27 protein-coding genes are annotated in these 23,418 nt (G+C 70.4%); 7 read left to right on the forward strand and 20 right to left on the reverse strand.

From position 1 onward, the window contains the following. The first annotated feature begins 203 nt into the window (after positions 1–203). Positions 204–683, forward strand: a complete 480-nt coding sequence (locus ACXJKQ_RS06275) for a hypothetical protein (protein ID WP_457104974.1) — start codon at positions 204–206, stop codon at positions 681–683. Here ACXJKQ_RS06275 and ACXJKQ_RS06280 read toward each other — a convergent pair. The 5 genes from ACXJKQ_RS06280 to modC all read right to left on the reverse strand — a co-directional run bounded on the left by ACXJKQ_RS06280 (position 565) and on the right by modC (position 3,872). Continuing rightward, positions 565–897 carry a hypothetical protein gene (locus ACXJKQ_RS06280; RefSeq protein ID WP_457104906.1) on the reverse strand — a complete coding sequence of 111 codons (333 nt, stop codon included), beginning with the start codon at positions 895–897 and terminating at the stop codon, positions 565–567. The two genes, ACXJKQ_RS06275 and ACXJKQ_RS06280, sit on opposite strands and share 119 nt — an antisense overlap. A gap of 20 nt (positions 898–917) precedes the next feature. Next, complete coding sequence (locus ACXJKQ_RS06285) at positions 918–1,412, reverse strand: hypothetical protein (RefSeq protein WP_457104907.1); 495 nt, start codon at positions 1,410–1,412, stop codon at positions 918–920. After that, positions 1,413–2,015: a TadG family pilus assembly protein gene (locus ACXJKQ_RS06290; protein WP_457104975.1), complete on the reverse strand. Its 603-nt coding sequence runs from the start codon at positions 2,013–2,015 to the stop codon at positions 1,413–1,415. Positions 2,016–2,198: 183 nt separating this feature from the next. Further along, positions 2,199–2,660, reverse strand: coding sequence for a TadE/TadG family type IV pilus assembly protein (locus ACXJKQ_RS06295; RefSeq protein ID WP_457104908.1), 462 nt, complete (start codon positions 2,658–2,660; stop codon positions 2,199–2,201). Positions 2,661–2,768: 108 nt separating this feature from the next. Further along, entirely contained in the window at positions 2,769–3,872 is a 1,104-nt protein-coding gene (gene modC / locus ACXJKQ_RS06300) for a molybdenum ABC transporter ATP-binding protein (RefSeq protein ID WP_457104909.1), read from the reverse strand. A 65-nt stretch (positions 3,873–3,937) separates the two neighbouring features. Here modC and ACXJKQ_RS06305 point away from each other — a divergent pair, with 65 nt between their 5' ends. Then, a complete protein-coding gene (locus ACXJKQ_RS06305; protein WP_457104976.1) occupies positions 3,938–4,591 on the forward strand; it encodes a glutathione S-transferase in 654 nt (217 codons plus the stop codon). A 30-nt stretch (positions 4,592–4,621) separates the two neighbouring features. Here ACXJKQ_RS06305 and modB read toward each other — a convergent pair whose 3' ends face one another. The 4 genes from modB to ACXJKQ_RS06325 form a co-directional block, all read right to left on the reverse strand. Continuing rightward, entirely contained in the window at positions 4,622–5,314 is a 693-nt protein-coding gene (gene modB / locus ACXJKQ_RS06310; RefSeq protein ID WP_457104910.1) for a molybdate ABC transporter permease subunit, read from the reverse strand. Positions 5,315–5,329: 15 nt separating this feature from the next. Then, positions 5,330–6,145 (reverse strand): molybdate ABC transporter substrate-binding protein, encoded by an 816-nt coding sequence (gene modA, locus ACXJKQ_RS06315; RefSeq protein ID WP_457104911.1) that lies wholly within the window; start codon positions 6,143–6,145, stop codon positions 5,330–5,332. Between the two features lie 118 nt (positions 6,146–6,263). Beyond that, positions 6,264–6,404 (reverse strand): hypothetical protein, encoded by a 141-nt coding sequence (locus tag ACXJKQ_RS06320; protein ID WP_457104912.1) that lies wholly within the window; start codon positions 6,402–6,404, stop codon positions 6,264–6,266. Between the two features lie 214 nt (positions 6,405–6,618). Further along, complete coding sequence (locus tag ACXJKQ_RS06325; RefSeq protein WP_457104913.1) at positions 6,619–6,762, reverse strand: hypothetical protein; 144 nt, start codon at positions 6,760–6,762, stop codon at positions 6,619–6,621. Positions 6,763–7,037: 275 nt separating this feature from the next. Here ACXJKQ_RS06325 and ACXJKQ_RS06330 point away from each other — a divergent pair, with 275 nt between their 5' ends. Beyond that, the gene (locus ACXJKQ_RS06330; RefSeq protein ID WP_457104914.1) at positions 7,038–7,958 is read left to right on the forward strand and encodes a 50S ribosomal protein L11 methyltransferase; all 921 of its coding nucleotides are present in this window, start codon (positions 7,038–7,040) and stop codon (positions 7,956–7,958) included. 40 nt (positions 7,959–7,998) lie between these two features. Further along, entirely contained in the window at positions 7,999–8,172 is a 174-nt protein-coding gene (rmf, locus tag ACXJKQ_RS06335) for a ribosome modulation factor (protein ID WP_457104915.1), read from the forward strand. On the opposite strand, the gene ACXJKQ_RS06340 is transcribed toward rmf, so the two are convergent. After that, complete coding sequence (locus ACXJKQ_RS06340) at positions 8,173–8,499, reverse strand: hypothetical protein (protein WP_457104916.1); 327 nt, start codon at positions 8,497–8,499, stop codon at positions 8,173–8,175. Between the two features lie 64 nt (positions 8,500–8,563). On the opposite strand from ACXJKQ_RS06340, the gene ACXJKQ_RS06345 reads away from it, so the two are divergent. Together ACXJKQ_RS06345 and ACXJKQ_RS06350 are read left to right on the forward strand one after the other, a co-directional pair. Next, the gene (locus ACXJKQ_RS06345; protein WP_457104917.1) at positions 8,564–10,402 is read left to right on the forward strand and encodes an aminopeptidase P family protein; all 1,839 of its coding nucleotides are present in this window, start codon (positions 8,564–8,566) and stop codon (positions 10,400–10,402) included. Positions 10,403–10,521: 119 nt separating this feature from the next. Continuing rightward, positions 10,522–12,699, forward strand: a complete 2,178-nt coding sequence (locus ACXJKQ_RS06350; protein WP_457104918.1) for a protein-disulfide reductase DsbD family protein — start codon at positions 10,522–10,524, stop codon at positions 12,697–12,699. Between the two features lie 182 nt (positions 12,700–12,881). On the opposite strand, the gene phoB is transcribed toward ACXJKQ_RS06350, so the two are convergent. The 6 genes from phoB to pstS form a co-directional block, all read right to left on the reverse strand. Next, entirely contained in the window at positions 12,882–13,577 is a 696-nt protein-coding gene (gene phoB / locus ACXJKQ_RS06355; RefSeq protein ID WP_457104977.1) for a phosphate regulon transcriptional regulator PhoB, read from the reverse strand. 147 nt (positions 13,578–13,724) lie between these two features. Next, positions 13,725–14,444, reverse strand: a complete 720-nt coding sequence (phoU, locus tag ACXJKQ_RS06360; RefSeq protein WP_457104919.1) for a phosphate signaling complex protein PhoU — start codon at positions 14,442–14,444, stop codon at positions 13,725–13,727. Between the two features lie 112 nt (positions 14,445–14,556). Beyond that, a complete protein-coding gene (gene pstB, locus ACXJKQ_RS06365; RefSeq protein WP_457104920.1) occupies positions 14,557–15,372 on the reverse strand; it encodes a phosphate ABC transporter ATP-binding protein PstB in 816 nt (271 codons plus the stop codon). Positions 15,373–15,394: 22 nt separating this feature from the next. Next, complete coding sequence (pstA, locus tag ACXJKQ_RS06370) at positions 15,395–16,285, reverse strand: phosphate ABC transporter permease PstA (RefSeq protein WP_457104921.1); 891 nt, start codon at positions 16,283–16,285, stop codon at positions 15,395–15,397. Between the two features lie 12 nt (positions 16,286–16,297). Further along, the gene (gene pstC / locus ACXJKQ_RS06375) at positions 16,298–17,275 is read right to left on the reverse strand and encodes a phosphate ABC transporter permease subunit PstC (protein ID WP_457104922.1); all 978 of its coding nucleotides are present in this window, start codon (positions 17,273–17,275) and stop codon (positions 16,298–16,300) included. Positions 17,276–17,360: 85 nt separating this feature from the next. Then, positions 17,361–18,401, reverse strand: coding sequence for a phosphate ABC transporter substrate-binding protein PstS (gene pstS, locus ACXJKQ_RS06380; protein ID WP_457104923.1), 1,041 nt, complete (start codon positions 18,399–18,401; stop codon positions 17,361–17,363). A 233-nt stretch (positions 18,402–18,634) separates the two neighbouring features. Here pstS and ACXJKQ_RS06385 point away from each other — a divergent pair, with 233 nt between their 5' ends. Beyond that, positions 18,635–18,880 carry a hypothetical protein gene (locus ACXJKQ_RS06385; protein WP_457104924.1) on the forward strand — a complete coding sequence of 82 codons (246 nt, stop codon included), beginning with the start codon at positions 18,635–18,637 and terminating at the stop codon, positions 18,878–18,880. A gap of 14 nt (positions 18,881–18,894) precedes the next feature. On the opposite strand, the gene ACXJKQ_RS06390 is transcribed toward ACXJKQ_RS06385, so the two are convergent. From ACXJKQ_RS06390 to lpxC, 4 genes are all read right to left on the reverse strand, one after another. Continuing rightward, positions 18,895–19,095, reverse strand: coding sequence for a hypothetical protein (locus ACXJKQ_RS06390; protein ID WP_457104925.1), 201 nt, complete (start codon positions 19,093–19,095; stop codon positions 18,895–18,897). Between the two features lie 116 nt (positions 19,096–19,211). After that, positions 19,212–20,885 carry a DNA repair protein RecN gene (recN, locus tag ACXJKQ_RS06395; protein ID WP_457104926.1) on the reverse strand — a complete coding sequence of 558 codons (1,674 nt, stop codon included), beginning with the start codon at positions 20,883–20,885 and terminating at the stop codon, positions 19,212–19,214. Between the two features lie 172 nt (positions 20,886–21,057). After that, positions 21,058–21,939 (reverse strand): outer membrane protein assembly factor BamD, encoded by an 882-nt coding sequence (locus ACXJKQ_RS06400; protein ID WP_457104927.1) that lies wholly within the window; start codon positions 21,937–21,939, stop codon positions 21,058–21,060. A gap of 192 nt (positions 21,940–22,131) precedes the next feature. Next, positions 22,132–23,079: a UDP-3-O-acyl-N-acetylglucosamine deacetylase gene (gene lpxC, locus ACXJKQ_RS06405; protein ID WP_457104928.1), complete on the reverse strand. Its 948-nt coding sequence runs from the start codon at positions 23,077–23,079 to the stop codon at positions 22,132–22,134. Positions 23,080–23,418: the final 339 nt, after the last annotated feature.

Raw genomic sequence — 23,418 nt, forward strand, 5'->3', positions numbered from 1 at the left:
ACCTCTCGGCCGCCCTCGACGCGTCCGGCATCATCGGCGCGTGGTCGTGGTCGCCCCGCGCCGAACGGTGCATCCTCGATGCCGGCGCCGCCGACGTGCTGGCGGGAGATGCCGGGCTCGCCGGACGCACGCTTCCGCTATCGGTGGCCAAGGCCTGTGTCCATCCGGAGGACCGGCCGGCGGTGGTGCGGGCGTTCAAGGCCATGCGCGAGCGCGGCGGCCTGTTCGTGGCCGAGTACCGGACGCTCTCGCCCGCCGGACAGATCCGACGGATCCTCGACCGCGGTCGCATCCCGGCGGGCGCGTCGAGCCGGCACTTGGGGCATGGAATCATCATCGACGTGACCGAATCCCAGCCGGTCACCGCTCCGGTGGGGGATCGGGAGGACGCGCTCGCGCAGGCGGTGGACCGCGCCCTCGAATGCCGCGACGTCCTGGAGGGTGTGGCCGATTCGGAGCTCCAGCTCCTCATCGACATGCTGCTGCCGCACCTGGGCCGGCGGATCGCCAGGGCCTCGGTGACCGGCGCGGGCCGGCGCAGCCATCGAGCCGCGCCGGGCCGCCTCACTGCACCAGCACCGCCTGGCTGCACAGGGTCCCGTCCACGTCGAGATCCGCGTAGCCGAGGCGCAGGCCGAGGCTGCGCAGCGCGGTGTCGAGCACGAGGTCGAGGGCCGGCGTGACGGCGCTCAGCGTCGTCGTCAGGTCCGACTGGAGCAGCGGGCTCACGCCGATGCCGTTGATATTCGGCGACAGGTTGCGGAGCAGGCTGCCGGTGAGCGACTGGGTGAGGTTGGTCGACGCGATCGTGCGGACGGTGTGATTGGCGATGTCCGCGTCCGAAAACACCAGGGTCTGCGCCGTGCTGCCGATCGTCGCGAGCGCGCGCCCGGACACGCTGATGAGCGGCAGGGCGATCAGCGTCGCCGGCTGCGACAGGTCTGGGCCGGTGCTGCCCCCGTGATGGCGGAGCGCGGCACGCCGGCGATCGCGAGGGTTGCCAGCCCGGTCTGCGCGTCGAGGGTGACCTGACGGCCGCCAGAACCGGCGCAATTGAGGGCCTGCAGCGTCGCCTGCGCCGGTGCGACCTCCGCGTAAACCGGCAGGTTAACGGTGCCGAGCCCCAGGGGCGCCGCGACCGTGGCCTCGATCAGCAGGCGGGTCTGTGCCGTCGACATGGTTGCGTTCGGGCTGCCTGGCCGCACCCAGCCCGAACTGCGCTTGCGCTCGCCAATCGCCAGGGTCAGCCGAGTCGTGAGGAGGCCCGGCAGCGTCGCCCCGAGATCGACCGCCACTTGGTTCTGGCCGTTTGCCAGGGAGCCGGTGGCGCCCAGGAGGTTCATCACGTTGAGGGAGGGGCCGGTGAAGCCCCGCGGTAGTGCCAGCGCCGCGGCGTCGCCCAGCCCGTCCACCTAGCCGATCGTAATCAGATTGCCAGCATTCGGCAGGGCGTTGAGGATCCCCGACAGGGCGGCCACGGCGCCGCTGCTGTTCTGAGACGCGACCCTCAGGGCCATCAGCATCTGCCCGACGCTGGCATGCGCCTGAACGATGTCGGTGTAGCTCGCGACCTGCATGTTGAGGCTGGCCCCGAGGGCGTCGAGCACGCGCAGCCCGTCGACGCGGGCGCCCAGCAGGGCGTCGTAGTCGCTCACGCTGAGCGACAGCCTGGCGCCGAGGAGAGCGCCGAGAACGGCGTTGGCGATGCAGCCCTGGAGTTGCAGGGTTCCGGATCCGATCGTGAAAGCGGCGAACTGGGCGCTGGCGGCCGTGCCGGTCACGCGAAACGGCACCCTGCCCGGCAGGCCGATGGCCCGGCCGAAGGTCACCGGGACCGACATGGAGAGACCGACCCGCACCGCGTTCGCCGGACTTCCGCCGGCGCTGAACCGGCCACCCGGCGCGGTCTCGGGGGCGCTGGCGTCGTAGCTGCCGGCGTCGACCGTGGACCGTCGCGGTGCCGTAGCCGTTGTCGCTGAGCGACCGGCGCGCCACCGTGTCGGCCTGGGTCGGATCGACGGCGGCCAGCATGGCGGCGATGTCGGCCGCGCCCTGCGCCTTGCGCCGCGCCTGGAAGACCATGCCGAGGTCGATCCCGACCGCGCCCATCAGCATGGCGCTGCCAAGCGCCACCAGGATCGCGACGTTGCCGCCGCGCGCGGCCCCGAAGTGGCGCGCGCGCCGGCCGCCCGACCCGATCACAGGCCGCCCTTCCGAACGCTGACGGTGCTACGGATCAGGCTGGGCAGCATCGGCAGCAGCCGCGCGAAGACGTTGATCCCGAGGGTCGTGGCGTCGAGGGTGACGGTGACCGTGTACACCGTCGCATCGTTGGGATCCGGGCCGACCTGCACGGTGATGCTGCCCGGCGAGAACATCGCGCCGGCACTCAGGCTTCGGTTCACCACGCTGCGGGCGAGGCTCGCACGCTCGGTATCGGTGACGCCCGCCACGGAGGCCCGCGCCGCCTCCGCGGCGATCTGGCGCAGGTTGTTGGCGGCGCCGAGGCAGATCCCGAACGCCGCGATCCTGGCGGACAGAAGCAGCAGCATGGGTGCCACGAGGGCGAACTCGACCGCGGAGCTGCCGCGCCGACACATCCAACCGCTCGGCGCGTCGCGCCGGCGCAAGCGCCGCACGTCCATCGCATCGCCCTTCACCGCGTCTCGGGCAGCCCGACCGCTGCACGACCCATCGTGGGCGCGATATTATAACCGAAGGTTGTTTTGATCTAATATTATGCAACCAATGAGGGTATCGCTTGCGCCTCAGATGGCCGTCGGCGGCCGCAGCAGGCCGATCCCCGCCGGATCGAAGGCGGCGCTCTTGATGATTGCATGGACGTCCCGCCCCGGTTCCAGGCCGAGTTCGCGGACGGAGGCGGCGGTGAGGCGCGCCACGAGGCGCGCACCGTTGCAATCGATCTCCACCGCGGTCTCGGCCCCCGCGACCGCGAGCCCGCAGATCCGGCCGGCCAGCACGTTGCGGGCGCTGAGCCCCCGCGGGCGCTCGGTGGCAACCAGCACGTCGCGGGCGGCGATCCGTACCCTTAGCCGCGTCCCCGGAGGCCGGGAGAGGCCCGGGACCAGCAGGCGCCCGGCGCTCCCGGCCAAGCGGGTCAGCCCGGTCGCGGCATCGGTATCCTCGACGATCATGTCCAGCAGGGCACCTGCCTCGGCGTCGTGGACCGGTACGAGATCGGCCCGCCGCAGGATCGTCTCCGCGGGACCGGCCGCGGCGACCCGCCCCGTCTCCAGGACGACCACCGTGGTGGCGAGACGCGCCACCTCGGACACCGCATGGCTGACGTAGACGATCGGCACGCCGGCCTCGTCGCGCAGGCGCTCGATGTAGGGGAGGATCTCCGCCTTGCGGGCCTCGTCCAGCGCCGCCAGGGGCTCGTCCATCAAGAGGAGGCGCGGCTTGGCGAGGAGCGCCCGCCCGATCGCCACCCGCTGGCGCTCGCCCCCCGACAGCCCCGCGGGCCGCCGGTCGAGAAGGTGGTCGATGCCCAGCATGTCCGTCACGGCCGCGAAGGCCGCCGGGTCGGCGCGGTGCCGGCCGAAGAGCCGGCCGTAGCCGAGGTTGGTGCGGACGCTCAGATGCGGGAACAGTCGGGCATCCTGGAACACCACGCCGACCTGCCTCCGGTGCGGAGGCAGGATGAGCCCGGCAGCGGTATCCACCAACGTCGTCCCTCCGGCGACGATGCGTCCCACGTCCGGCCGGGCGAGGCCGGCGATCAGATCGATCAGCGTGGTCTTCCCGGAGCCCGAGCGTCCGAACAGGGCGGTCAGCCCTGGTCCGGCTTCGAAGGCGGCATCGAGGGCGAAAGCCCCGCGGCGAAGCTGCACGTCGACCTGGATGCTCACGCGGGGGGACTCGGGTAACAGGTCTCGCGGCGCGTCCCGGTGCCGCTCCGGACAGGCCCGCGAGGATCACGGTCCACCATCTCGAGAACTGCCGCTCGCAGCGCGTGCTCTGGCTGCTGGAGGAACTCGGGCTGCCCTACACGGTGAAGCGCTACGCCCGGGATCCCCGCACGTTGCGGGCGCCAGCCGAACTCGTGGCCGTGCACCCGCTCGGCAAGTCGCCGGTGATCACCGACGGTGCGCGGGTGGTCGCCGAGACCGGCGCGATCGTCGCCTATCTCACGGGTCTCGCCGGCGGCAGGCTGGTGCCTGAACCGGAAACCGAGGCGCGGGCGCGCTACGTTTATGGGCTGCATTACGCGGAGGGGTCGGCGATGCCGCCGCTGCTCCTGAAGCTGACCGTCGGTCGCCTGGCATCGGGCAGCCCGTGGCTCCTGCGCCCCCTGATCCGCCGGATCGCCGATTCGGTGCTCCAGGGCTTCGTCGATCCGGACCTGCGCCGGCACGGGGCCTTCTGGGAGGCGGAACTCGCCGGCCGGCCGTTCTTCTGCGGTGCGGATTTCACGGCCGCCGACATCATGATGAGCTTCCCGTTCGAGGCCTTCGCGGCACGCGGCACGGGTGCGGGGCCGCAGGTGACAGACTGGCTCGCGCGCATCCATGCCCGACCGGCCTATCGGCGGGCTCTGCGGCAGGGTGGCCCCTACGCGTATGCCTGAACGGTCCGCCCCGCTCGGAACCGCTCTCATTCAGCCCGCTCCCAGCCGCCGCCCGGCGCGGGCGGCCAGGAATTCCGAGATCAGCAGGGCCGTCACCGACAGCGCGATCGAGATTAGGGTGAGGCGCAGCGCCGGCCCCTCCCCGCCGGGAACCTGGGTCAGGGTGTAGATGGCCGACGGCAGGGTCTGGGTCTCGCCCGGGATGTTCGACACGAAGGTGATCGTCGCGCCGAACTCGCCCATGGCCTTGGCGAAGGCCAGAACCGCCCCTGCGATGCAGCCGGGCAGGCTGAGCGGCAGCGTGATCGTGAGGAACACCGCGACGGGAGGAGCGCCCAGCGTCCCCGCCGCCTGCTCCAGGCGCCGGTCCACCGCCTCGATCGACAGCCGCATCGCCCGCACCATCAGCGGGAATCCCATGACCGCACAGGCGAGGGCTGCGCCGGTCCACCGGAACGAGAACACGAGGCCGATCTCCGCGAGGGCGGCGCCGAAGGTCCCCCGCCGACCGAACGCCAGCAACAGCAGGTAGCCGGTCACCACCGGCGGCAGGATCAGCGGCAGGTGGACCAGCCCGTCGAGGAGAGCGCGGCCGGGGAACCGCCGACGCGCCAGCAGCCACGCGACGGCCAAGCCGGGCACGAGGCTCGCGAGCGTCGCCACCGTGGCCACCCGAAGGCTCAGGGCGACGGCGGTCCACTCCTCCGGGGTGAGGCCGAGCAAGGGAGTGGCGCGCCGCTACTGGCTGGCGCCGGGCTGTCCGATCACCGTGAAGCCCTGGCGCTCGAACAGGCCGCGGGACTCCGGCCCGCGCAGGAAGGTCAGCAGGGTGGCAGCGTCGGGATTGAGCGAATCCTTGGTCACCGCCGCCGGGTAGACGATCGGCGGATGGCTGTCCGCCGGGAAGGTCGCCAGCACATGGACGCTCGGATCGGCGGCCGCGTCGGTGGCGTAGACGATGCCAAGGGGCGCCTCGCCCCGAGCCACGAGCAAGAGGGCGGCGCGCACATTCTCCGCCTGAGCGATCTGCCCCTTCACCGCGTCCCAGGCGCCCAATGTCTCCAGGGCGGCCTTGCCGTACCGGCCCGCGGGGACGGCGTCGATCGTGGCCATCGCCAGCCTGCCGCCGCCGAGCATCCGCGTCAGGGTGGTGCCGAGATCCGGCGCGAGGGCGACCTGCGGATCCCCGGCGCCGTTCTTCGGCCCGGTCGCGATCAGCACCAGGGCATTGCGCAGGACATCGATCCGCGATCCTGGCTTCAGGAGCCCCGCGCGGTCGACGTAGTCCATCCAGGCGCGGTCGGCCGAGATGAACAGGTCGGCCGGTGCTCCGCTTTCGATCTGCTTGGCGAGGGCGTTCGAGCCCGCGTAGGAGATCCGTGTGGTCTTGCCGGTCGCCTTCGTCCAGGCCGCGGCGGCCTCGTCCAGGGCGGTCTTGAGGCTGGCGGCCGCGAACACCGCCACGGGCTCCTCGGCCCGCGCCGCCCGATCCGCGGGCGCGACCATCAGGGTCGCCAGGGCGAACGAAGCCAGGATCCGTCGGGTCAGGCGCATGGAAGGGTGTCCCCCGGTCGCGGCCCGCTATATACGGCGGGGTACGACGGGGATCATAGGGCCGGTTCCGCGGCCGGCCAAGGGCAGACGGCGGTGATCGACCGGACCTCAGCTCGCGTCATCCCCGCGTGGACTCGCGACGGTCCTCGGGCGTGGCCTCGGCCCGGTGCAGGCGGCTCAGCAGGACGAGCAGATGGCCCGGCAGGGGTCCGTCCGGCGCCGGACCGCCGAAGATGCGTTCGCGCGGACGGGAACGCACGGACGTGTCGTTGACGACCACGGGCCCCCGGGGGCCGGAACGCCTGGACTTGGTCACGCTGTACGCACCCTGCTCAATCGTGATTCACGTAAAAAGCTGGCAAAAACGTCGCTCGAAGCGGCAGGTTCCGCGGCAGCGCTGGATCATGTGGTTAACGCGCGAACAGTGTGCCGCATTCCTGGGCAGTGCCCGCTGCGATTCGCGCGACCTCATCTCACCACGTGCGGATGTCGCGGCGATCGGCCGACCGGCCTTCCGGGACGCCGCTCATGCCATCCGCCACCAGCACCGCCCAGACCGCGGCCGCAGCTGTCGTCACGATCGCGAAGGCGACGCTGATCAGGAGGGGCGAAAGCATGGCGGCCCGGTCGTCTGGAAAAACTGGCGCGCCGGTTCGCGATGAACGGCGCGCCTAGTTAAGGGTCTGGCCTTGGGGAAGCCGAGACTGTTTAAGCACGGGTGATGGCTCTGGACACTGATTTCGATCGACGCAATCGCAAGTATTGCCGGTTGTGTCCGACCGGCAACAAGGGGGCGCGCCGGGTCTCGGCCGCGCGGGTCCGCCCGCGGCGACCGGATTTTTTCGCCCCGCCCCCTGGGATGTGGCGCGCCCCGGCGTTACAGCCCGGTATCATGCTCGAAGGCCTGCCGCCCCACCGCCCGTCCCACGTCCTGCGCCTGCTGACCGACGAACGGTCGGCCCGGGCGATGACGGATCTGCTGGGCGAGATGTTCGATCCCATGGAGACCGCGGTCGCGGCCTTCGAGGACGAGGATGGCCGCACGTGGCGCCTCGAAGCGTATTTCGCCGACGCGCCCGACGAGGATTACGTCCGCGCGCTGATCCGGCCGGTGATCGGCGACGCGGCCGACGCCGCGGAGTTCCGCACGATCGCGGAGCAGGATTGGGTGCGCGCTTCGCTGGAGGGGCTGAAGCCGGTCCGCGCCGGGCGCTTCCTCGTGCACGGCTCCCACGACCGCGATGCCGTGCGGGCCAACGATCTGCCCATCGAGATCGAGGCGGCCCTGGCCTTCGGCACCGGCCATCACGGAACGACCCTGGGCTGCCTGCGGGCGCTGGTTGCCGAGTTGAAGCGCCGGCGCCCGGCTTATGTGCTCGATGTCGGCACCGGCACCGGGATCCTGGCCTTCGCGGCCGCCAAGGCTTTGCGGCAGCCGGTCGTGGCCGGCGACCTCGACGCCGAGGCCGTCCGCACGGCCCGGGAGAATGCCCGGGCCAACGGACTCGGCCCCTATCTCAAGCTCTACGAGGGGTCCGGGGTGCGCCATCGCCTCGCCCACCGGCCGCGCCATTTCGATCTGGTCTTCGCCAACATCCTCGCGCGGCCCCTGAGGCTGCTCGCGCCGACGCTGGCGCGGGTGGTCGCCACGGAGGGCGTGCTGGTTCTGTCTGGCCTGATCGCCCGGGACGTCCCGGGCGTCCTCGCGGCCTACCGCCTCCAGGACTTCGCCCTCGTGCGGCGCGGCGAGATCGAGGGCTGGGTCGCCCTCGTCCTGATGCGCGGCGGCGCGGCGCGTCGTCCGCGACGCTGAACCGCTCCGAACCGGCCGTGCGCCTGCGCGTTATCCGCGCATGAGCCGCACGTCGCCCCATAACCCACCCTCGGACCCCATCGCCGAGGGCGCCCGCGCCCGGGCGCAGGGCCGGCCGAAGGACGCCTGTCCCTATCCGGCGGGTTCGGCCGCCCGCAGGGCCTGGCTAGAAGGCTATGACGGCGCGCCGGACACTCCGGCGACGGGCGGCTGATCAGCGCGCGGTCCGCAATCGCCCGGGCCGATGCGGCCCGGGCGGTTCCCCGGTCGTCTCCGTCGGCAGTTCACCCCCTTCGGCCTGCGCCACCGGCGCGCCGAGGGCGGCCATCAAAATCCGCAGACCGTCGATCCACTCCTCGAGTTCCGCGAGCGAATCGAAACCGTCCCGGCGGACCACGGTCGCAGGTTCGATCGTCACGACGGCGTCGAAGCGGCCGTCGGGTCTGTCGCTGATCCGGTAGTAAACGCGGCGTGGCATGTCTGAGGAATAGGCCAAAACCCACGGCGTGATAAGATTGTTGACGATCTTTAACCACCGCAACGATGCGGTCCCTCGCGAAGGCGGGGTGTTGCGACGCGGGAGCGGCGGGCGCTAGGCTCGCGGCATGACCGAGACCAGCCCGCCACGGCCCCACGCCCGCTTCCAGAGCTTCGACGATCCGAGCCATCGGAAGGGGCCTGAGCGAATCGAGGCCCTGCGGACGGCGTTGCGCGAGAACGGGCTCGACGGCTTCGTCGTGCCGCGGGCCGACGAGCACCAGTCCGAATACGTTCCGGCCGATGCCGAGCGCCTGGCCTGGCTTACCGGCTTCACCGGTTCGGCCGGCACGGCCGTGATCCTGATGGAGACCGCGGCGCTGGTCGTCGACGGCCGCTATACCCTCCAGGCACCCGAGCAGGTCGATACCGGCGTGGTCGCGGTCGTGCCCCTGTCGGACTCGACGGCGGAGTCCTGGATCGGCGCCAACCTCAAGCGGGATCAGGTGCTCGGCTTCGATCCCTGGCTGCACACGCCGGACGGCTTGGCTCGGCTGGAGCGTGCGGCGACCCGTGCGGGCGGCGCGGTCCGGGCGGTGCCGAACCTCGTCGACGCGGTCTGGGCCGGCCGGCCGAGGCCGCCCGCCGGACCGGTGGTAATTCATCCGGATGCGCTCTCCGGCGAGACCGCCGCAGACAAGCTCGTCCGGATCCGCGCGTCCCTCGCCGAGGGAGGCTGCGACGCCTTGGTGATCTCGGACCCGCACAATCTCGCCTGGGCGTTCAACCTGCGCGGCTCCGATGTCGGCCACACCCCCCTGGCCCTCGGCTACGCGATCCTCCCCCGCGAAGGCAGGGCTCGGCTGTTCCTCGGCTCGCCGAACGTCGACCCGGCCCTGCGTGCGGCGCTCGCCCCCCTCGCCGAGATCCTGTCCCGGGCGGATCTGGACGATGGGCTGGGATCCCTGGCTGGCGTGCGGGTCCGCCTCGATGCGGCGACCGGCGCCGTGGCCCTGAAAGAGAAGATCGAGGCCGCCGGCGGAACCGCCGACATCGGCAAGGATCCGATCACCGGGATGAAGGCGGTCAAGAATGCCGCCGAGATCGCTGGTGCCCGCGCCGCCCATATCCGCGACGGGGCGAGCGTCGTGCGCTTCCTGGCGTGGCTCGACGGCGCGGCCGCCGCCGGCGGCCTCACCGAAATCGTCGCCGTCGAGGCGCTGGAGGATTTCCGCGCCGCGGGGGGCGACCTGCGGGAGGTCTCGTTCCCGACGATCTCGGGATCCGGGCCGAACGGCGCGATCGTCCATTACCGGGTGAGTCGCGCCACCGACCGCACGGTCCGGGCCGGCGAGCTGTTCCTGATCGATTCCGGGGCGCAATATCCGGACGGCACCACCGACATCACCCGCACGGTCGCGGTGGGCGCTCCGAGCGCGGAGATGCGCGACCGCTACACCCGGGTCCTGCAGGGCCACGTCGCCATCGCCCGGGCCGTGTTTCCGGTGGGCACGACCGGTGCCCAGATCGACGCCTTCGCCCGGGCACCGCTCTGGCGGGCGGGCCTCGACTTCGATCACGGCACCGGACACGGCGTCGGCGCCTTCCTGTCGGTGCACGAGGGGCCGCAGCGGATCGCCAAGACCGGCACGGTGGCGCTGGAACCCGGCATGATCCTGTCCAACGAGCCCGGCTACTACGCCCGCGGCGCCTACGGTATCCGGATCGAGAACCTCGTGCTGGTCGAGCCCCGCACCATCGCCGGCGGCGAGCGTCCGATGCTCGGCTTCGAGACGCTGACGCTCGCCCCGTACGACCGGCGGCTGATCTGGACGGACCTGCTCGACCCCGAGGAGCGCGCCTGGATCGACGCCTACCACGCCCGGGTGCGCGACACCCTGGCACACGGGTTGGACGCAGATACGCGCGACTGGCTGGAGCGCGCTACGGCGCCGCTGGAAGGGTGACGCACCGGCGCAGGACCCCGGTCGCAGGTCGTGGTAAGACCCGGCATCGTGAAAATGCCCGCCCTGGGCCGGACACGCCCCGCGTGAAACCGCGACCGCCCTGCGCGCGAAGGGACAGCATGATCCGCCGCCTCGCCATCCTGATCCTGGCCTGCACCGCGGGCCTCTCGGCCGCTGCCGCCCAAGGTCTCCCGCAGGGATTCCGCACGCCCCCCGACCTCGTCCGGTCGAGCCTCGTGGCCGAGCCCGCCGCGGTCGCCGGCGCGCAGCCTTTCACGCTGGCGGTGCGGATGCAGATCAAGCCCGGCTGGCACGTCTACTGGCGGAACCCGGGTGATTCCGGCCTGCCGCCGGAGGTCACCTGGACGCTGCCAGCGGGCTTCAACCCCGGGGCGATCCGGTGGCCCGCCCCGGAGCGCATCCCGATCGCGACGCTGATGAACTACGGCTACGAGGGCGAGGTGACGCTCCTCGTTCCGGTCACGCCGCCGCCGAGCCTCGACCCGGCGGATCCGGTGCAGATCCGGGCGAAGCTCACCTACCTCGTCTGCGAGACCGAATGTGTCCCCGGTTCGGCCGATCTGGCCCTCACCCTGCCGGTGGGCAAGGCCGACCCGGACCCGGCCAATGCGGCGCTGTTCGACCGTGCCCGGGCCGCCCTGCCCAAGCCGGCACTCTGGCCGCTCCGCGTGTCGAGCCAGGGTGACACCCTCCGGCTCGATTTCGCCGCGACCGGCCTCAGGCCGGATTCCATCCGGAACGCCGCGTACTTTCCCTATGCCGAGACGGCGATCGACAACGCCGCCGCGCAGGTGATGTCCGTCGACGAATCCGGCCTGCACCTCACCCTCGCCCGCAGCACTCCGGCCGATCCGGCGCCCGGCACGCTCCCCGGCGTCCTGACCCTCGACGAGCTGGGTGATTCCGGAACGCGACGCCTGGCCTTCGCGTATGGCGACGAGCCGGTGCTCCAGGCCGCCGCGGCCCCGGCGGCCTCGGCGGCGACCACACCGGCGGCGGCCACAACGGCGATCGGTCCCGATCTCGACGCCCTGACGATTGCGACGGCTGCCGCCTTCGCCTTCCTCGGCGGCCTGATCCTCAACCTGATGCCCTGCGTGTTCCCGGTGCTGTCGATCAAGGTGCTGAGCCTCGTCCGGCATGCCGGCGAGAGCCGGTCGCGGCTGCGCCTGCACGGCTTCGCCTACACGGCGGGCGTGGTGGGCAGTTTCCTGGCCCTCGCCGCCTTGCTGATCGCCCTGAAGGGCGGCGGCGCGGCCATCGGCTGGGGTTTCCAGCTGCAATCGCCCGCCGTGGTCGCGGGCCTCGCCTACCTGCTGTTCGCGATGGGCCTGAGCCTGTCGGGCGTCGTCCATGTCGGCGGCGGCCTCGCCGGGATCGGTGACGGCCTCGCCCGAAGGGCCGGCCTGAGCGGCTCGTTCTTCGCCGGCGTCCTCGCGACCCTCGTGGCGACGCCCTGCACGGCACCGTTCATGGGTTCCGCGGTGGGCTTCGCGCTGACCCAGAGCGCAGGGGTGGCGCTCGCCGTGTTCGCGAGCCTCGGCCTCGGCCTCGCCCTGCCGTTCCTGGTGCTGACGCTCTGGCCGCCGGCCCTGCGGGCGCTGCCGCGGCCGGGGGCCTGGATGGAGACCCTCAAGGAGATCCTGGCCTTCCCGGTCTACGCAACGGTGGCGTGGCTGATCTGGGTGCTGGCACAGCAGGTCGATCCCCAGGGTCTGCTGGCGGCACTGATCGGCCTCGTGCTGATCGGCTTCGCGGCCTGGGCCTGGGAGCACGGACGTGCCGGCGCGCCCACGGCCGGCCGGATCGCGCAGTCCGCCGCGGCCCTCGCGCTGCTCGCCGGGGCCGCCCTCGCGGTGACCCTGCCGCGGGACCGCATCGCGCCGTCGGCGCAGGCCGCCGACGGGGTCGAGCCGTTCACCCAGGCACGCCTCGCCGCCCTGATCGATGCGCACCGCCCGGTCTTCGTGGACATGACCGCCGCCTGGTGCATCACCTGCGCGGTGAACGAGGCGACCTCGCTCAACACCAAGGCCGTACGCTCCGCGATGGCCGAGCGCGGTGTGACCTACATGAAGGGCGACTGGACCAATCAGAACCCCGAGATCACCCGCCTCCTGGAGAAGCACGGGCGCAGCGGCGTGCCGCTCTACCTGCTCTACAGCGGCACCGGGGAGCCCCAGGTGCTGCCGCAGATCCTGACCGAGGGCACGGTCCTCGCGGCGCTGGAGGCGGTGCCGGCCGCGTCGGGCCGGAGCGCGGCGCTGGCCCGCTGAGGCTTTGAGGGGCCTAGCCCGCTCGAAGATCCGCGCGCCCGTCCCGCCGTCTTTGCGAGCGGAGCGAAGCAACCCAGCAGCGCCACGCTCACAGGCGTCCCGATGCCCTGGGTCACTTCGCTGCGCTCGTGATGACGGAACGGCCGGAGCGATGTCCTATCCGGACAGCCCGTGGGGCCGCCTCAGGCTTCGAGGGAGAAGGTCTCGTCGAAGGCGTAGCCGGAGCCGCGCACCGTCCGGATCGGGTCCGCTTGGCGCGGCCCGTTCAGGGCCTTGCGCAGGCGCCCGACATGCACGTCTACGGTCCGCTCGTCGATGTAGACGTCGTGACCCCAGACCCCGTCGAGCAGCTGCTCCCGGGAGAAGACCCGGCCCGGCGCCAGCATCAGGAATTCCAGCAGCCGGAACTCGGTCGGACCGAGATGCAACTCCTCGCCGCCGCGGCGGACGCGGTGGCCGGTGCGGTCGAGCTCCAGGTCGCCCGCCGCCAGACGGTCCGAAACGTGGGCGGGCTTGGCCCGGCGCAGAAGCGCACGGATCCGGGCGAGCAGTTCCGGTACCGAGAACGGCTTGACGATATAGTCGTCGGCCCCCGTGCCGAGCCCCCGGATCCGGTCACCCTCCTCGCCGCGGGCGGTGAGCATGATCACCGGCAGGCGCTCGGTCTCCCGGCGCGCCCGGATCCGGCGGCACAGCTCGATCCCTGAGAGGCCCGGCAGCATCCAGTCGAGCAGGACGAGGTCCGGGATCCGCTCCGCCAGCAGCAATTCGGCGTCGTCGCCGCGGGCAGCCGTGTCAACCAGGAAGCCTTCCGCCTCGAGATTGTAGCGCAGCAGCGTGGTCAGCGCCTCCTCGTCCTCGACGATCAGGACTTGCATGCTCACGTTTGATGACCCGTTCTACCAGCGGCCCCGCGGATGGTGCAGGAGGCACCGCTCCGCCTCAATCCGTACGCACGGCCTCTCTGGCGGCACCCCACAGGAGACGGCGCCCCCAGCCGCGGCGTACGGCCCGATTCCGGGTGCTCACGGAGCCTGGACACCGTCCACCGTCACGTAGTTCGAGGCATCGTTCTTCGGCCTGTCGCCCGCCAGGGTCTCGCCCGTGGCGAGGTAATGGATCGTCTCGGCGATGTTGGTGGTGTGATCGCCGATGCGCTCGACGTTCTTGGCGCAGAACAGGAGATGCGTGCAGAACGAGATGTTGCGCGGATCTTCCATCATGTAGGTCAGGAGTTCGCGGAACAGGGAATTGTACAGGGCGTCGATCTCGCCGTCGCGCTCCCAGACGTCGTGCGCTGCCTCGATGTCCCGGCTCGCATAGGCGTCGAGGACGTCCTTGAGCTGACCCTCGGCGAGGTCGCTCATGTGGCGCACGCCCAGAACGATCTTCTGTGCCGGCGCCTGATCGGAGATCGCCACCACCCGCTTGGCGACGTTCTTGGCGAGGTCGCCGATCCGCTCGAGATCGCCGGAGACGCGGATCGCCGAGATGGTCTCGCGCAGGTCGATCGCCAGGGGCTGGCGCCGGGCGATGAGCAGCACCGCGCGTTCCTCGATGTCCCGCTGGAGGGCGTCGAGGCGCTTGTCGGCCAGGATCACCGCCTGCGCGAGGGTGTCGTCCCGGCGCACGAGGGCGTCGGTCGCCTCCGCGGTCATCTTCTCGGCCACGCCGCCCATCTCCGAGATCGAGCGACGCAGGTTCTCCAAGTCGGTATCGTAGGAGGTGACGATATGGCCGGGCATGGTGGATCCTTCGATGGTGTCCCGGGGGCGGCGCTCCGGGGGGCGGACGGCGATCCGCCGGCAGACCCCGGAGGTGGAGCGGCGGTGCCCGGGGCCGGAGGGTTCGGGCAGGCTAGCCGAAGCGGCCGGTGATGTAGTCCTGCGTGCGCCGCTCCGTCGGGTTCATGAACATCCGGTTGGTCGGGCCGAACTCGACCAGCTGGCCCAGATACATGAAGGCGGTGAACTGCGAGATGCGCGCCGCCTGCTGCATGTTGTGGGTGACGATCACGATGGTGAACTCGTCGCGCAGCTGCTCGATCAACTCCTCGATGCGGCCGGTGGAGATCGGGTCGAGGGCCGAGGTCGGCTCGTCGAACAGGATCACCTCCGGGCGCTGCGCCACCGTGCGGGCGATGCACAGGCGCTGCTGCTGTCCGCCCGACAGGCCGGTGCCCTGCTGCTTCAGCTTGTCCTTCACCTCGTCCCACAGGGCGGCCTTGCGCAGGGATTCCTCGATCCGGCCGTCCAGCTCGGATTTCGGCAGCTTCTCGTAGAGGCGCAAGCCGAAGGCGACGTTGTCGTAGATCGACATCGGGAACGGCGTCGGCTTCTGGAACACCATGCCGATGCGCGAGCGCAACTCGTTCAAATCGACGGAGGGGCTGAGGATGTTCTCGCCGTCCAGCAGAATCTCGCCCTCGGCCCGCTGCTCCGGGTAGAGGCTGTAGATCCGGTTGAAGCAGCGCAGAAGGGTGGACTTGCCGCAGCCGGACGGCCCGATCAGCGCCGTGACCTGCCGGTCGTGGAAGTTGATGTTGACGTCCTTCAGTCCGTGGAAGCTCCCGTAGTAGAAGTTCAGGCCCTTGACGGCGATCCGTACAGGCCCGCCCTCTTCGGCGCGATTGCGGTTCAGATCGACCGTGGGGATCGCGGAGGCGGCGTTCATCGTCGTGTCCTCGAAGGGGGTCTCAGCGCGTGGGCTGCGGCTTGATCACGAGGCGCGCGATGATCGACAGCGCCAGGATCGTCGCGGTGATGAGGAGCGCGCCCGCCCAGGCGAGGCCCTGCCAGTTCGGGTAGGGCGAGAGGGCGAACTGGTAGATCATCACCGGCAGGTTCGCGACGCCGCCCATCAGGTTGGCGGAGAACCAGGAATTGTTGTTGAGGGCGGTGAACAGGAGCGGCGCGGTCTCGCCGGCGATGCGCGCCAGCGCCAGGATGATCCCGGTGACGATGCCGGCGGACGCCGCCCGCCAGGTCACGCTGACGATCACCGTCGAGGGTGGTGCGCCGAGGGCCGCGCCCGCCTCCCGCAGGGTGCCGGGGACAAGGCGCAGCATGTCCTCGGTGGTGCGCACGATCACCGGGACGGCGATGATGGCGAGGGCCACGCCGCCGGCCCAGCCCGAATAGGTCCCCATCGGCCGCACCATCAGCGTGTAGACGAACAGGCCGATCAGGATCGACGGCGCCGAGAGCAGGATGTCGTTGAGGAAGCGGATCAGCGCCGCGAGCTTCGAGCCGCGTCCGTACTCGGCCAGGAAGGTCCCCGCCATGACGCCCACCGGGGTGGCGATCAGGATGCCGATCCCGGTCAGCACGAGGCTCCCGAGGATGGCGTTGGCGATGCCGCCACCCTCGGAGCCGGGACCCGGGGTGGGGCTGGTGAACAGGGTCGGCGTGAAGCCGCGCACGCCCTGGACGATCAGCATCACCAGGATCGAGCCCAGGACCAGGGCGCCCACCAGGGTCGCGGCGGTGCAGGCGATGCGCAGCGTCCGGTCGGCGAGGCGGCGCCCCCGGCGGACCCGGCCGGGACGGCGCTGGGCGGTCGCGGCGATCGTGTTGGTGGCGTCCATCGCGCGAATTCCTCAGGCGGCCTTGACGCGGCGGGTCAGCAGCCGTGCGATGATGAGCACGACGAAGGTGATCACGAACAGGATGCAGCCCAGGGCCATCAGCGCGTTGAGCTGAAGGCCGTCCGCCTCGTTGAACTCGTTGGCGATGCGCGACGCGATGGTCGAACTCGGATCGAAGATCGACGCGGAGAGCCGGTTGGCGTTGCCGATCACGAAGGTCACCGCCATCGTCTCGCCGAGCGCCCGGCCGAGGCCGAGCATGATCGCTCCGATGATCGAGACGGCCGCCTGCGGAACCAGAACGTGGCGCACCACCTCCCAGGTGGTGCAGCCGATCCCGTAGGCGCTCTCGCGCAGGACGGTGGGGATCTGGTCGAGCATGTCCCGGGCGATCGAGGCGATGAACGGCACGATCATGATCGCCAGGATGATCCCGGCGGTCAGGACCCCGACGCCGGACGGCACCCGGGCGTAAAACAGCGTGCCGACGACCGGCATGCCCTCCACGAGGTTCGAGGTCGGGATCTGGACGAAGCGCGCGAAGAGCGGCGCGAACACGAACAGCCCCCACATGCCGTAGATGATGCTCGGCACGGCGGCGAGCAGCTCGATCGTCATGCCGACGGGCTTGCGCGCCCAGCCCGGGCAGAGCTGGGTCAGGAAGACCGCGATCCCGAGGGACACCGGTACGCCGATCAGCAGAGCCAGGAAGGCGGAGGCGACGGTGCCGATCACCGCCACGAGGGCGCCGTACTGCTCGGTCCCGACGTTCCAGGCGCTGGAGGTGAGGAAGGCGAAGCCGAATTCGCGGAAGGCGGGCCAGCCGCCGTACAGGATCGATCCGAGGATGCCGGCGAGCACGATCAGGACGAGCAGGGCCGCTCCGTAGGAGAACGTCCGGAACAGGGTGTCGAGGCTCCGGCTCGGCGCCTTCCGCGCGGTGGCAGCACGAGGTCGGCCCAGGGCGATCGAGTCTGTCAAAGCGGGCATCCGCGGTTCTCTGCGAAGGGTGGCGTGGTAGCGCGGTGCGATCTCAGAAGCGAGGGAGGAGGTTCTCACCTCCTCCCGGCCACGCTTACTTGGTGTAGACGGGCTTGCCGTCCTTGCCCTTCACGTCGTTCCACTCCTGGTGGATCAGCTCGACGACGTTGTCCGGCAGCGGGACGTAGTCGAGGTCGGAGGCGAGCTTGTCGCCGTTCTTGTAGGCCCAATCGAAGAACTTGAGCGTATCGGCGGCCTTGGCCGGATCGGCGGCATCCTTGTGGATCAGGATGAAGGTCGCCGCCGTGATCGGCCACGCCTCGTCGCCCGGCTGGTTGGTGAGCGAGATGCCGAAGCCCGGGGCTGCCTTCCAGTCGGCGCTCGCGGCGGCGGCCTGGAACGCCTTGTCGTCCGGCTGTGGATACTTGCCGGCCTTGTTCTGGAGCAGGGCGTAGGACAGCCTGTTCTGCTTGGCGTAGGCCGACTCGACGTAGCCGATGGCGTTCGGCACCTGCTTCACGGTGGCGGTCACGCCCTCGTTGCCCTTGCCGCCCTGGCCGACCGGCCAGGAGATCGTCGTGGCCGCGCCGTACTCCTTCTTCCAGGGCTCGGAGACCTGGGACAGGTAGGTGGTGAAGATGTTGGTCGTGCCCGACGCATCCGAGCGGTAGACCGGCGTGATGTTCGAATCGGGTAGCTTGAGCCCCTCGTTGAGCTTGGCGATCCGGGGATCGGTCCACTTGGCGATCTTGCCGGCGTAGATGTCGGCGAGGACGTCACCCGTGAGCTTGAGCTTGCCCGGCTCGATCCCGGGGATGTTCACTACCGGCACGACACCGCCCATGACCGTCGGAAACTGGACGAGGCCGTCCTTGGCCAGCTGCTCGCCCTTCAGCGGTGCGTCGGTGGCGCCGAAATCGACCGTCTTGGCCTGGATCTGCTTGATCCCGCCGCCGGAGCCGATCGACTGATAGTTAAGGCCCGAGCCCGTCTCCTTCCGGTAGGCCTCGGCCCACTTGGAGTAGACCGGGAACGGGAAGGTGGCGCCGGCACCCGTGATGTCGGCGGCGAGCGCCGCGGACGCCAGCTGAGCCGTCGCGAGGCCGACGGCGAGCGCGTAAGCGAAGGGTCTCAATGGAATCTCCGTTGCCGTCGGGCGGGATCCTGCGCCGCTCCGCCGGCAAGCCCGTGCCCGCGGCAGAGCTATGCGGCCGATCTTCCGAAGAGACCCAGCGCCGGCCGCCCGATGGCCGGCCGGTTACGACAGGGAGATGACACCGGCATGACATCGCGCCGCATCTCCGGCGGCACGGTTCCGGGGTCTCGTGCGTTCCTCACTGGTAGCACCAGAGGAAGGACGTCCGGATCGTGAGCGGCGAGGAGGTCGATACGGCGACGGACGCCGATCCGGCTTGGCTGGCTCTGCATGCCGAGCGGGAAGCCGTGGAACGCGCCCTGACCCTGGCGCAGGCCCGCCAGAAGTTCAGTTCGGATCCGGAGGTGGCCGCGACGGCGCAGATCGAGGAGGCCAAGCTTCTCGCAGCTCTCGACCGGGTGCTGACCTTGATTCGCGCCGCCGAATACCGCCGCCGGCCGGGTGCGCGCCGCTGGTAGGAAGGATGGTCGGGTCAGTTCGCCCGGCGCAACTCCCGCTCCTTCTGGCGCAGGCGCAGGAGGAGTTCCACGTGGGTGTCGGTGATCGGCTGCGTGTCGACGCTGCCCTCGTAGACCATGCGGAGTGTGAGGCCGAGCTGGCGGGTGTCGACAGCGCGCTTCAGAGGCTGTCCCGCAGGCAGGTGGCCTTCGGAATCGACGACTGACGGCTTCATGTCTCCCTCCCGCCCATCGGCCGCCTCGACCAGCCGCGGCTTCGGGATGGCGCCACTCTCACGATGAGTGGTTAACAAAGTGTTACTATCAACCAACGGTTAGGGTTGCTGCCAGGTTACGCGGCTGCTCCCTGGAGGAGGCGCGCGGCAGCCGCGCGGGCCTCGTCGGTGACCGTGGCGCCCGCCAGCATCCGGGCGATCTCCTCGCGCCGTTCGGCGACCGGCAGGCTCGCCACCCGGGTGGCGACCCGACCGGCCCCCTTCACGGGCGCCTTGGCGATCAGGAAATGGGTCTCGGCCCGCGCCGCCACCTGCGGCGCGTGGGTGACGGCGACGACCTGTACGGTCGCGGCCAGCCGGGCGAGCCGCAGCCCGATGGCGTCCGCCACGGCGCCCCCGACCCCGGTATCGATCTCGTCGAAGATGAGGGTCGGGGCCGAGCCCTTGTCGGCGAGCACGACCTTCAGGGCCAGCATGAAGCGCGAGAGCTCGCCGCCCGAGGCGACCTTCATCATCGGGCCCGGCTTGGTGCCGGGATTGGTCTGCGCCCAGAACTCGACACGGTCGGTGCCGGCCGGATCCCGCGAATCCGGGTCGCTGGCCATCTCGGTGATGAACCGGGCGCGCTCCAGCTTGAGTGGCGGCAACTCGGCCTTCACGGCGGCATCGAGCTGCTTGGCCGCCCGGCGGCGCCCGGCGCTGAGCTTCTCCGCCGCCTCGGCATAGGTCGCCTCCGCGGCGCCAAGCGTCTGCTCCAGGCCCGCCAGAGCCGCCTCGCCGGCATCGATCGACGCCACGTCGCCGGCATAGCGCTCCGCGAGGGCCGCGAGGTCGTCGGCGGCGACATCGTATTTCCGCGATGCAGCCCTCAGGGCAAAAAGCCGCTCCTCCACGCGCTCCAGGTCGCGCGGGTCGAACTCCGTCTCGGCCACCGCGGCGTCGAGCACCGCACGGGCCTCGTCCAGGGCGACCATCGCGGCGTCCAGGGCGGTCACGCAGGGATCCACGAGGGCAGGCAGCTGCGCGGCGCGGCGTTCCAGCTTGCGCAGGGCGGCGGAGAGATGGGGCACGCCCGAATGCGGGCCGCCGACAGCCTCGAGGGCCTCGTTGAGTTCGCGCGCAACCTTCTCGGATTGCTGCATGACGCTGCGGCGCTCGGCGAGCTGAGCCTCCTCGCCCGGCTGGGGCGCCAGTTCGGCCAGTTCCTCCACGGCGTGGCGCAGGAAGTCGGCCTCCTTGCGGGCCGCCTCCACACGGGCGCGCTGCTCGGCGAGTTCGGTGCGGGCCGTCCGAACCGCCCGCGCGGCCGCGCCGACCTTGGCGAGCTGGGAATGGAGACCGCCAAAGGCATCGAGGATCGCCCGGTGTGAGGCGGGGTCCGCCAGCGCTCGGTCGTCGTGCTGACCGTGGATCTCCACGAGGGCTGCGCCGATCGCCCGCAGGACCTGCACGCCCACCGGCTGGTCGTTGACGAAGGCGCGGGTCCGGCCATCCGCCAGCTGGGTGCGGCGCAGGATCAGGTCGCCCTCGGTGTCGATCTCGGCCTCGCCGGCAATCCGGCGCGCCGGATGATCGACGGGCAGGTCGAACACCGCCGTGACCACGCCCTGCGCCTCGCCATGGCGGACCAGGCGGCCGTCGCCCCGGCCGCCGAGAGCGAGGGCGAAGGCGTCGAGCAGGATCGATTTGCCCGCACCCGTCTCCCCGGTCAGGACGCTGAGCCCGGATCGGAAATTCAGTTCGAGCCTGTCGATCAGGACGATGTCGCGGATCGCGAGCTGCGCCAGCATGCGGCGACGGGGTTTCCTCAGGACGGGACCGCAGACATAAGGCCGCCGCGGCGCGGATTCACCCCAAAAATGCGTCGCACCGCGTCAGTCGGTGTGCCGCAACGGGAAAGGCCCGGAGCGGCGGCTCCGGGCCCTCGTGTTTCGTGGAACGGGCCTCTGCAGGCCCGGATCCTCACTCGGCCGAGGCGGTCTTGCCCGTGACCGTGCGGTAGATCTTCGACAGGAAGGAACTCTTCTCCTCCCGCGGCTCCAGGCCACCCTGGGCCAGGAGCGCATGCGCGTCCTTGTACCAGGAACTCTCTGGGAAGTTGTGCCCAAGCACCGCGGCGGCGTTCTGCGCCTCCTGGGTGATGCCCAGCGCCCAGTAGGCCTCGGTCAGGCGCTCCAGCGCCTCCTCGGCGTGACGGGTAGTCTGGTACTTGGCGACCACGTCGCGGAACCGGTTGATCGCGGCCGGGAAGTTCCGCTTCTCCAGATAGAAGCGCCCGATCTCCATCTCCTTGCCGGCGAGCTGGTCGCGGGTGATCTGGATCTTCGCCCTGGCGTCGGTCGCATACTCGGAGGTCGGATACTTCTGGACCAGCTCCTGCAGGGCGACCAGGGCCTTCTCGGAGCGATCCTGATCACGGGTCACGTCCGGGATCTGCTTGTAGTTCGACATCGCCAACAGGTACTGCGCGTAGGCGGCATCCTTGCTGGCCGGGTGCCGTTGCAGGTAGCGCTTCGACGCGTTGATGGCGTCGTCGTATTTCTGGCCCTCGTAGTTGGCGTAGGCCGTCATCAGCAGCGCCTTCCGGGACCAATCGGAATACTGGTACTGCTTGTCGAGGTTGTCGAACTTCTTGACCGCGCCCTCGTAGTCGCTGTCCTCGAGCTTGGCCAAGCCGTCGCTGTACAGCTTGTCGGCCGGAACGTCCGGGACGACCTCGGGCTTGTACTTCTCGGCGAACAGGTTGGTCGGGTCGAAGTCGCAGCTGCCGAGACCCAGGCCGAGGATGGCCACGAGGGGGGCCACGAAGGCCGCCGCCCGGCGTTGACGAATGGTGACAGGCATCTGGCGCTCTTTCCCGGATCCGGCGCCGTCTCGCGCCGTCATGCCATCGCGTGGGTGGATCCGGCCCGCCCGGGGCCGTGCCCGCCGTTCACGGACCGTTAAACCGTGCCGTTCGATTCGGGCACGAAAGCGGCAAGGCTGCGGCGGCCAGGATCGGTTGGCGGCTGTGTCCCGCGGGTCACAGATGGTTGGCTACAGGTCGCCCGCGAAGGCGGCCAGGCCGAGGCCCACGCCGAACTCGGACAGCACGGTCTCGCGGCGCGAGCCCTGCGCCTCGACGATTGCGTAGTTCGAGCGGTCGGCGAAGAGGGCCGACAGAACGCCGACATTCATCCGGTGGCCGCCGCAATGGGAGCGGTAGGCGCCCTGGATCGGCAGTCCGGCCAGGGCGAGATCGCCGATCGCGTCGAGGATCTTGTGGCGGACGAACTCGTCCTGGAAGCGCAGGCCCTCGGGGTTGACCACCGCGGTCTCGCCGACCGCCACGGTGTTCTCCAGCGACGCGCCGAGGGCGAAGCCGGCCTTCCAGTACCGTTCCACGTCCCGCATCATGCCGAAGGTGCGGGCGCCGGCGATCTCGCGGCGGTAGACGGCGGGGGACAGGTCCATCGCCTTGCGGGAGCGGCCGATCACGGGGCTCTCGAAATCGATCTCGACGTCGAGGCGGAAGCCCCGGTCGATCGGGCGCAGTTCCGCGAAGGACGTCCCGGTCTCGATGCGGACGTGGCGGAGGATCTTTAGCCAGCGCCGCGGCGTGTCGCAGGTCGCGATCCCGACCTGGTCGATCGCCTGGACGAAGGGGAGCGCGGATCCATCGAGAATCGGCATCTCGGGGCCGTCGATCTCGATCAGAACGTTGTCGACGCCGAGCCCGTAGAGGGCGGACATCAGGTGCTCGACGGTGGCGACCGCCCCGGTCTCGACGTCCCCCAGAACGGTGCAGAGTTCCGTGGCGGAGACGAGGGCGTGATGCGCCTTGATCAGGCGGTCGTTGCCATGGGTGGTGCCGGTGCGGAGGAAGGCGACGCCGTGATTGGCGGGAGCGGGGCGGATCGTGATCTCGGCGGGATTCCCGGAATGAACCCCGATGCCCGAGAGAGTCGCCGGCCCCTTGAGGGTCGTCTGTTTATGCGTTCGCATTCCTTAGCCCCCGGGCGCGATCCGTTCCCGACACCCCGACCGGGGGTGAGGAGAAAAACACAGATCCGTCCGCTGCTTGATGCCCTGGTCCACGCGATCAGGTTGTGTCCCGGCGCGCGTCGTCTCGTTCTTGTCGTTTCTATAGCTGCACCGCACAGGGCAGCCAAATCACGGATTCTTACGGTCTGTTACAGACACGCTTACCGGTCGGTTGCCACAAAATCTTGATCCACCAGAGGCTTAAAGGTTGGTTAAGACGTGGCTAACCGACGGCCGTTCTGTGGCGCGGATGCACCACGCAGGAAGCCTCGCCAGCCGCGGTCAGTGGCCGATCGCGGC

This window comes from Methylobacterium sp. P5_C11 (genome assembly GCF_054049775.1).

What these genes read in the sequence shown, in the direction of transcription:
- ACXJKQ_RS06275 (WP_457104974.1), top strand. Translation starts at nt 204, where the DNA reads ATGCGCGAGCGCGGCGGCCTGTTCGTGGCCGAGTACCGGACGCTCTCG.
- modA (WP_457104911.1), bottom strand. Translation starts at nt 6,145, where the DNA reads ATGCGCCTGACCCGACGGATCCTGGCTTCGTTCGCCCTGGCGACCCTG.
- ACXJKQ_RS06325 (WP_457104913.1), bottom strand. Translation starts at nt 6,762, where the DNA reads ATGCTTTCGCCCCTCCTGATCAGCGTCGCCTTCGCGATCGTGACGACA.
- ACXJKQ_RS06330 (WP_457104914.1), top strand. Translation starts at nt 7,038, where the DNA reads ATGCTCGAAGGCCTGCCGCCCCACCGCCCGTCCCACGTCCTGCGCCTG.
- rmf (WP_457104915.1), top strand. Translation starts at nt 7,999, where the DNA reads ATGAGCCGCACGTCGCCCCATAACCCACCCTCGGACCCCATCGCCGAG.
- ACXJKQ_RS06345 (WP_457104917.1), top strand. Translation starts at nt 8,564, where the DNA reads ATGACCGAGACCAGCCCGCCACGGCCCCACGCCCGCTTCCAGAGCTTC.
- ACXJKQ_RS06350 (WP_457104918.1), top strand. Translation starts at nt 10,522, where the DNA reads ATGATCCGCCGCCTCGCCATCCTGATCCTGGCCTGCACCGCGGGCCTC.
- phoB (WP_457104977.1), bottom strand. Translation starts at nt 13,577, where the DNA reads ATGCAAGTCCTGATCGTCGAGGACGAGGAGGCGCTGACCACGCTGCTG.
- phoU (WP_457104919.1), bottom strand. Translation starts at nt 14,444, where the DNA reads ATGCCCGGCCATATCGTCACCTCCTACGATACCGACTTGGAGAACCTG.
- pstB (WP_457104920.1), bottom strand. Translation starts at nt 15,372, where the DNA reads ATGAACGCCGCCTCCGCGATCCCCACGGTCGATCTGAACCGCAATCGC.
- pstA (WP_457104921.1), bottom strand. Translation starts at nt 16,285, where the DNA reads ATGGACGCCACCAACACGATCGCCGCGACCGCCCAGCGCCGTCCCGGC.
- pstC (WP_457104922.1), bottom strand. Translation starts at nt 17,275, where the DNA reads ATGCCCGCTTTGACAGACTCGATCGCCCTGGGCCGACCTCGTGCTGCC.
- ACXJKQ_RS06390 (WP_457104925.1), bottom strand. Translation starts at nt 19,095, where the DNA reads ATGAAGCCGTCAGTCGTCGATTCCGAAGGCCACCTGCCTGCGGGACAG.
- recN (WP_457104926.1), bottom strand. Translation starts at nt 20,885, where the DNA reads ATGCTGGCGCAGCTCGCGATCCGCGACATCGTCCTGATCGACAGGCTC.
- ACXJKQ_RS06400 (WP_457104927.1), bottom strand. Translation starts at nt 21,939, where the DNA reads ATGCCTGTCACCATTCGTCAACGCCGGGCGGCGGCCTTCGTGGCCCCC.
- lpxC (WP_457104928.1), bottom strand. Translation starts at nt 23,079, where the DNA reads ATGCGAACGCATAAACAGACGACCCTCAAGGGGCCGGCGACTCTCTCG.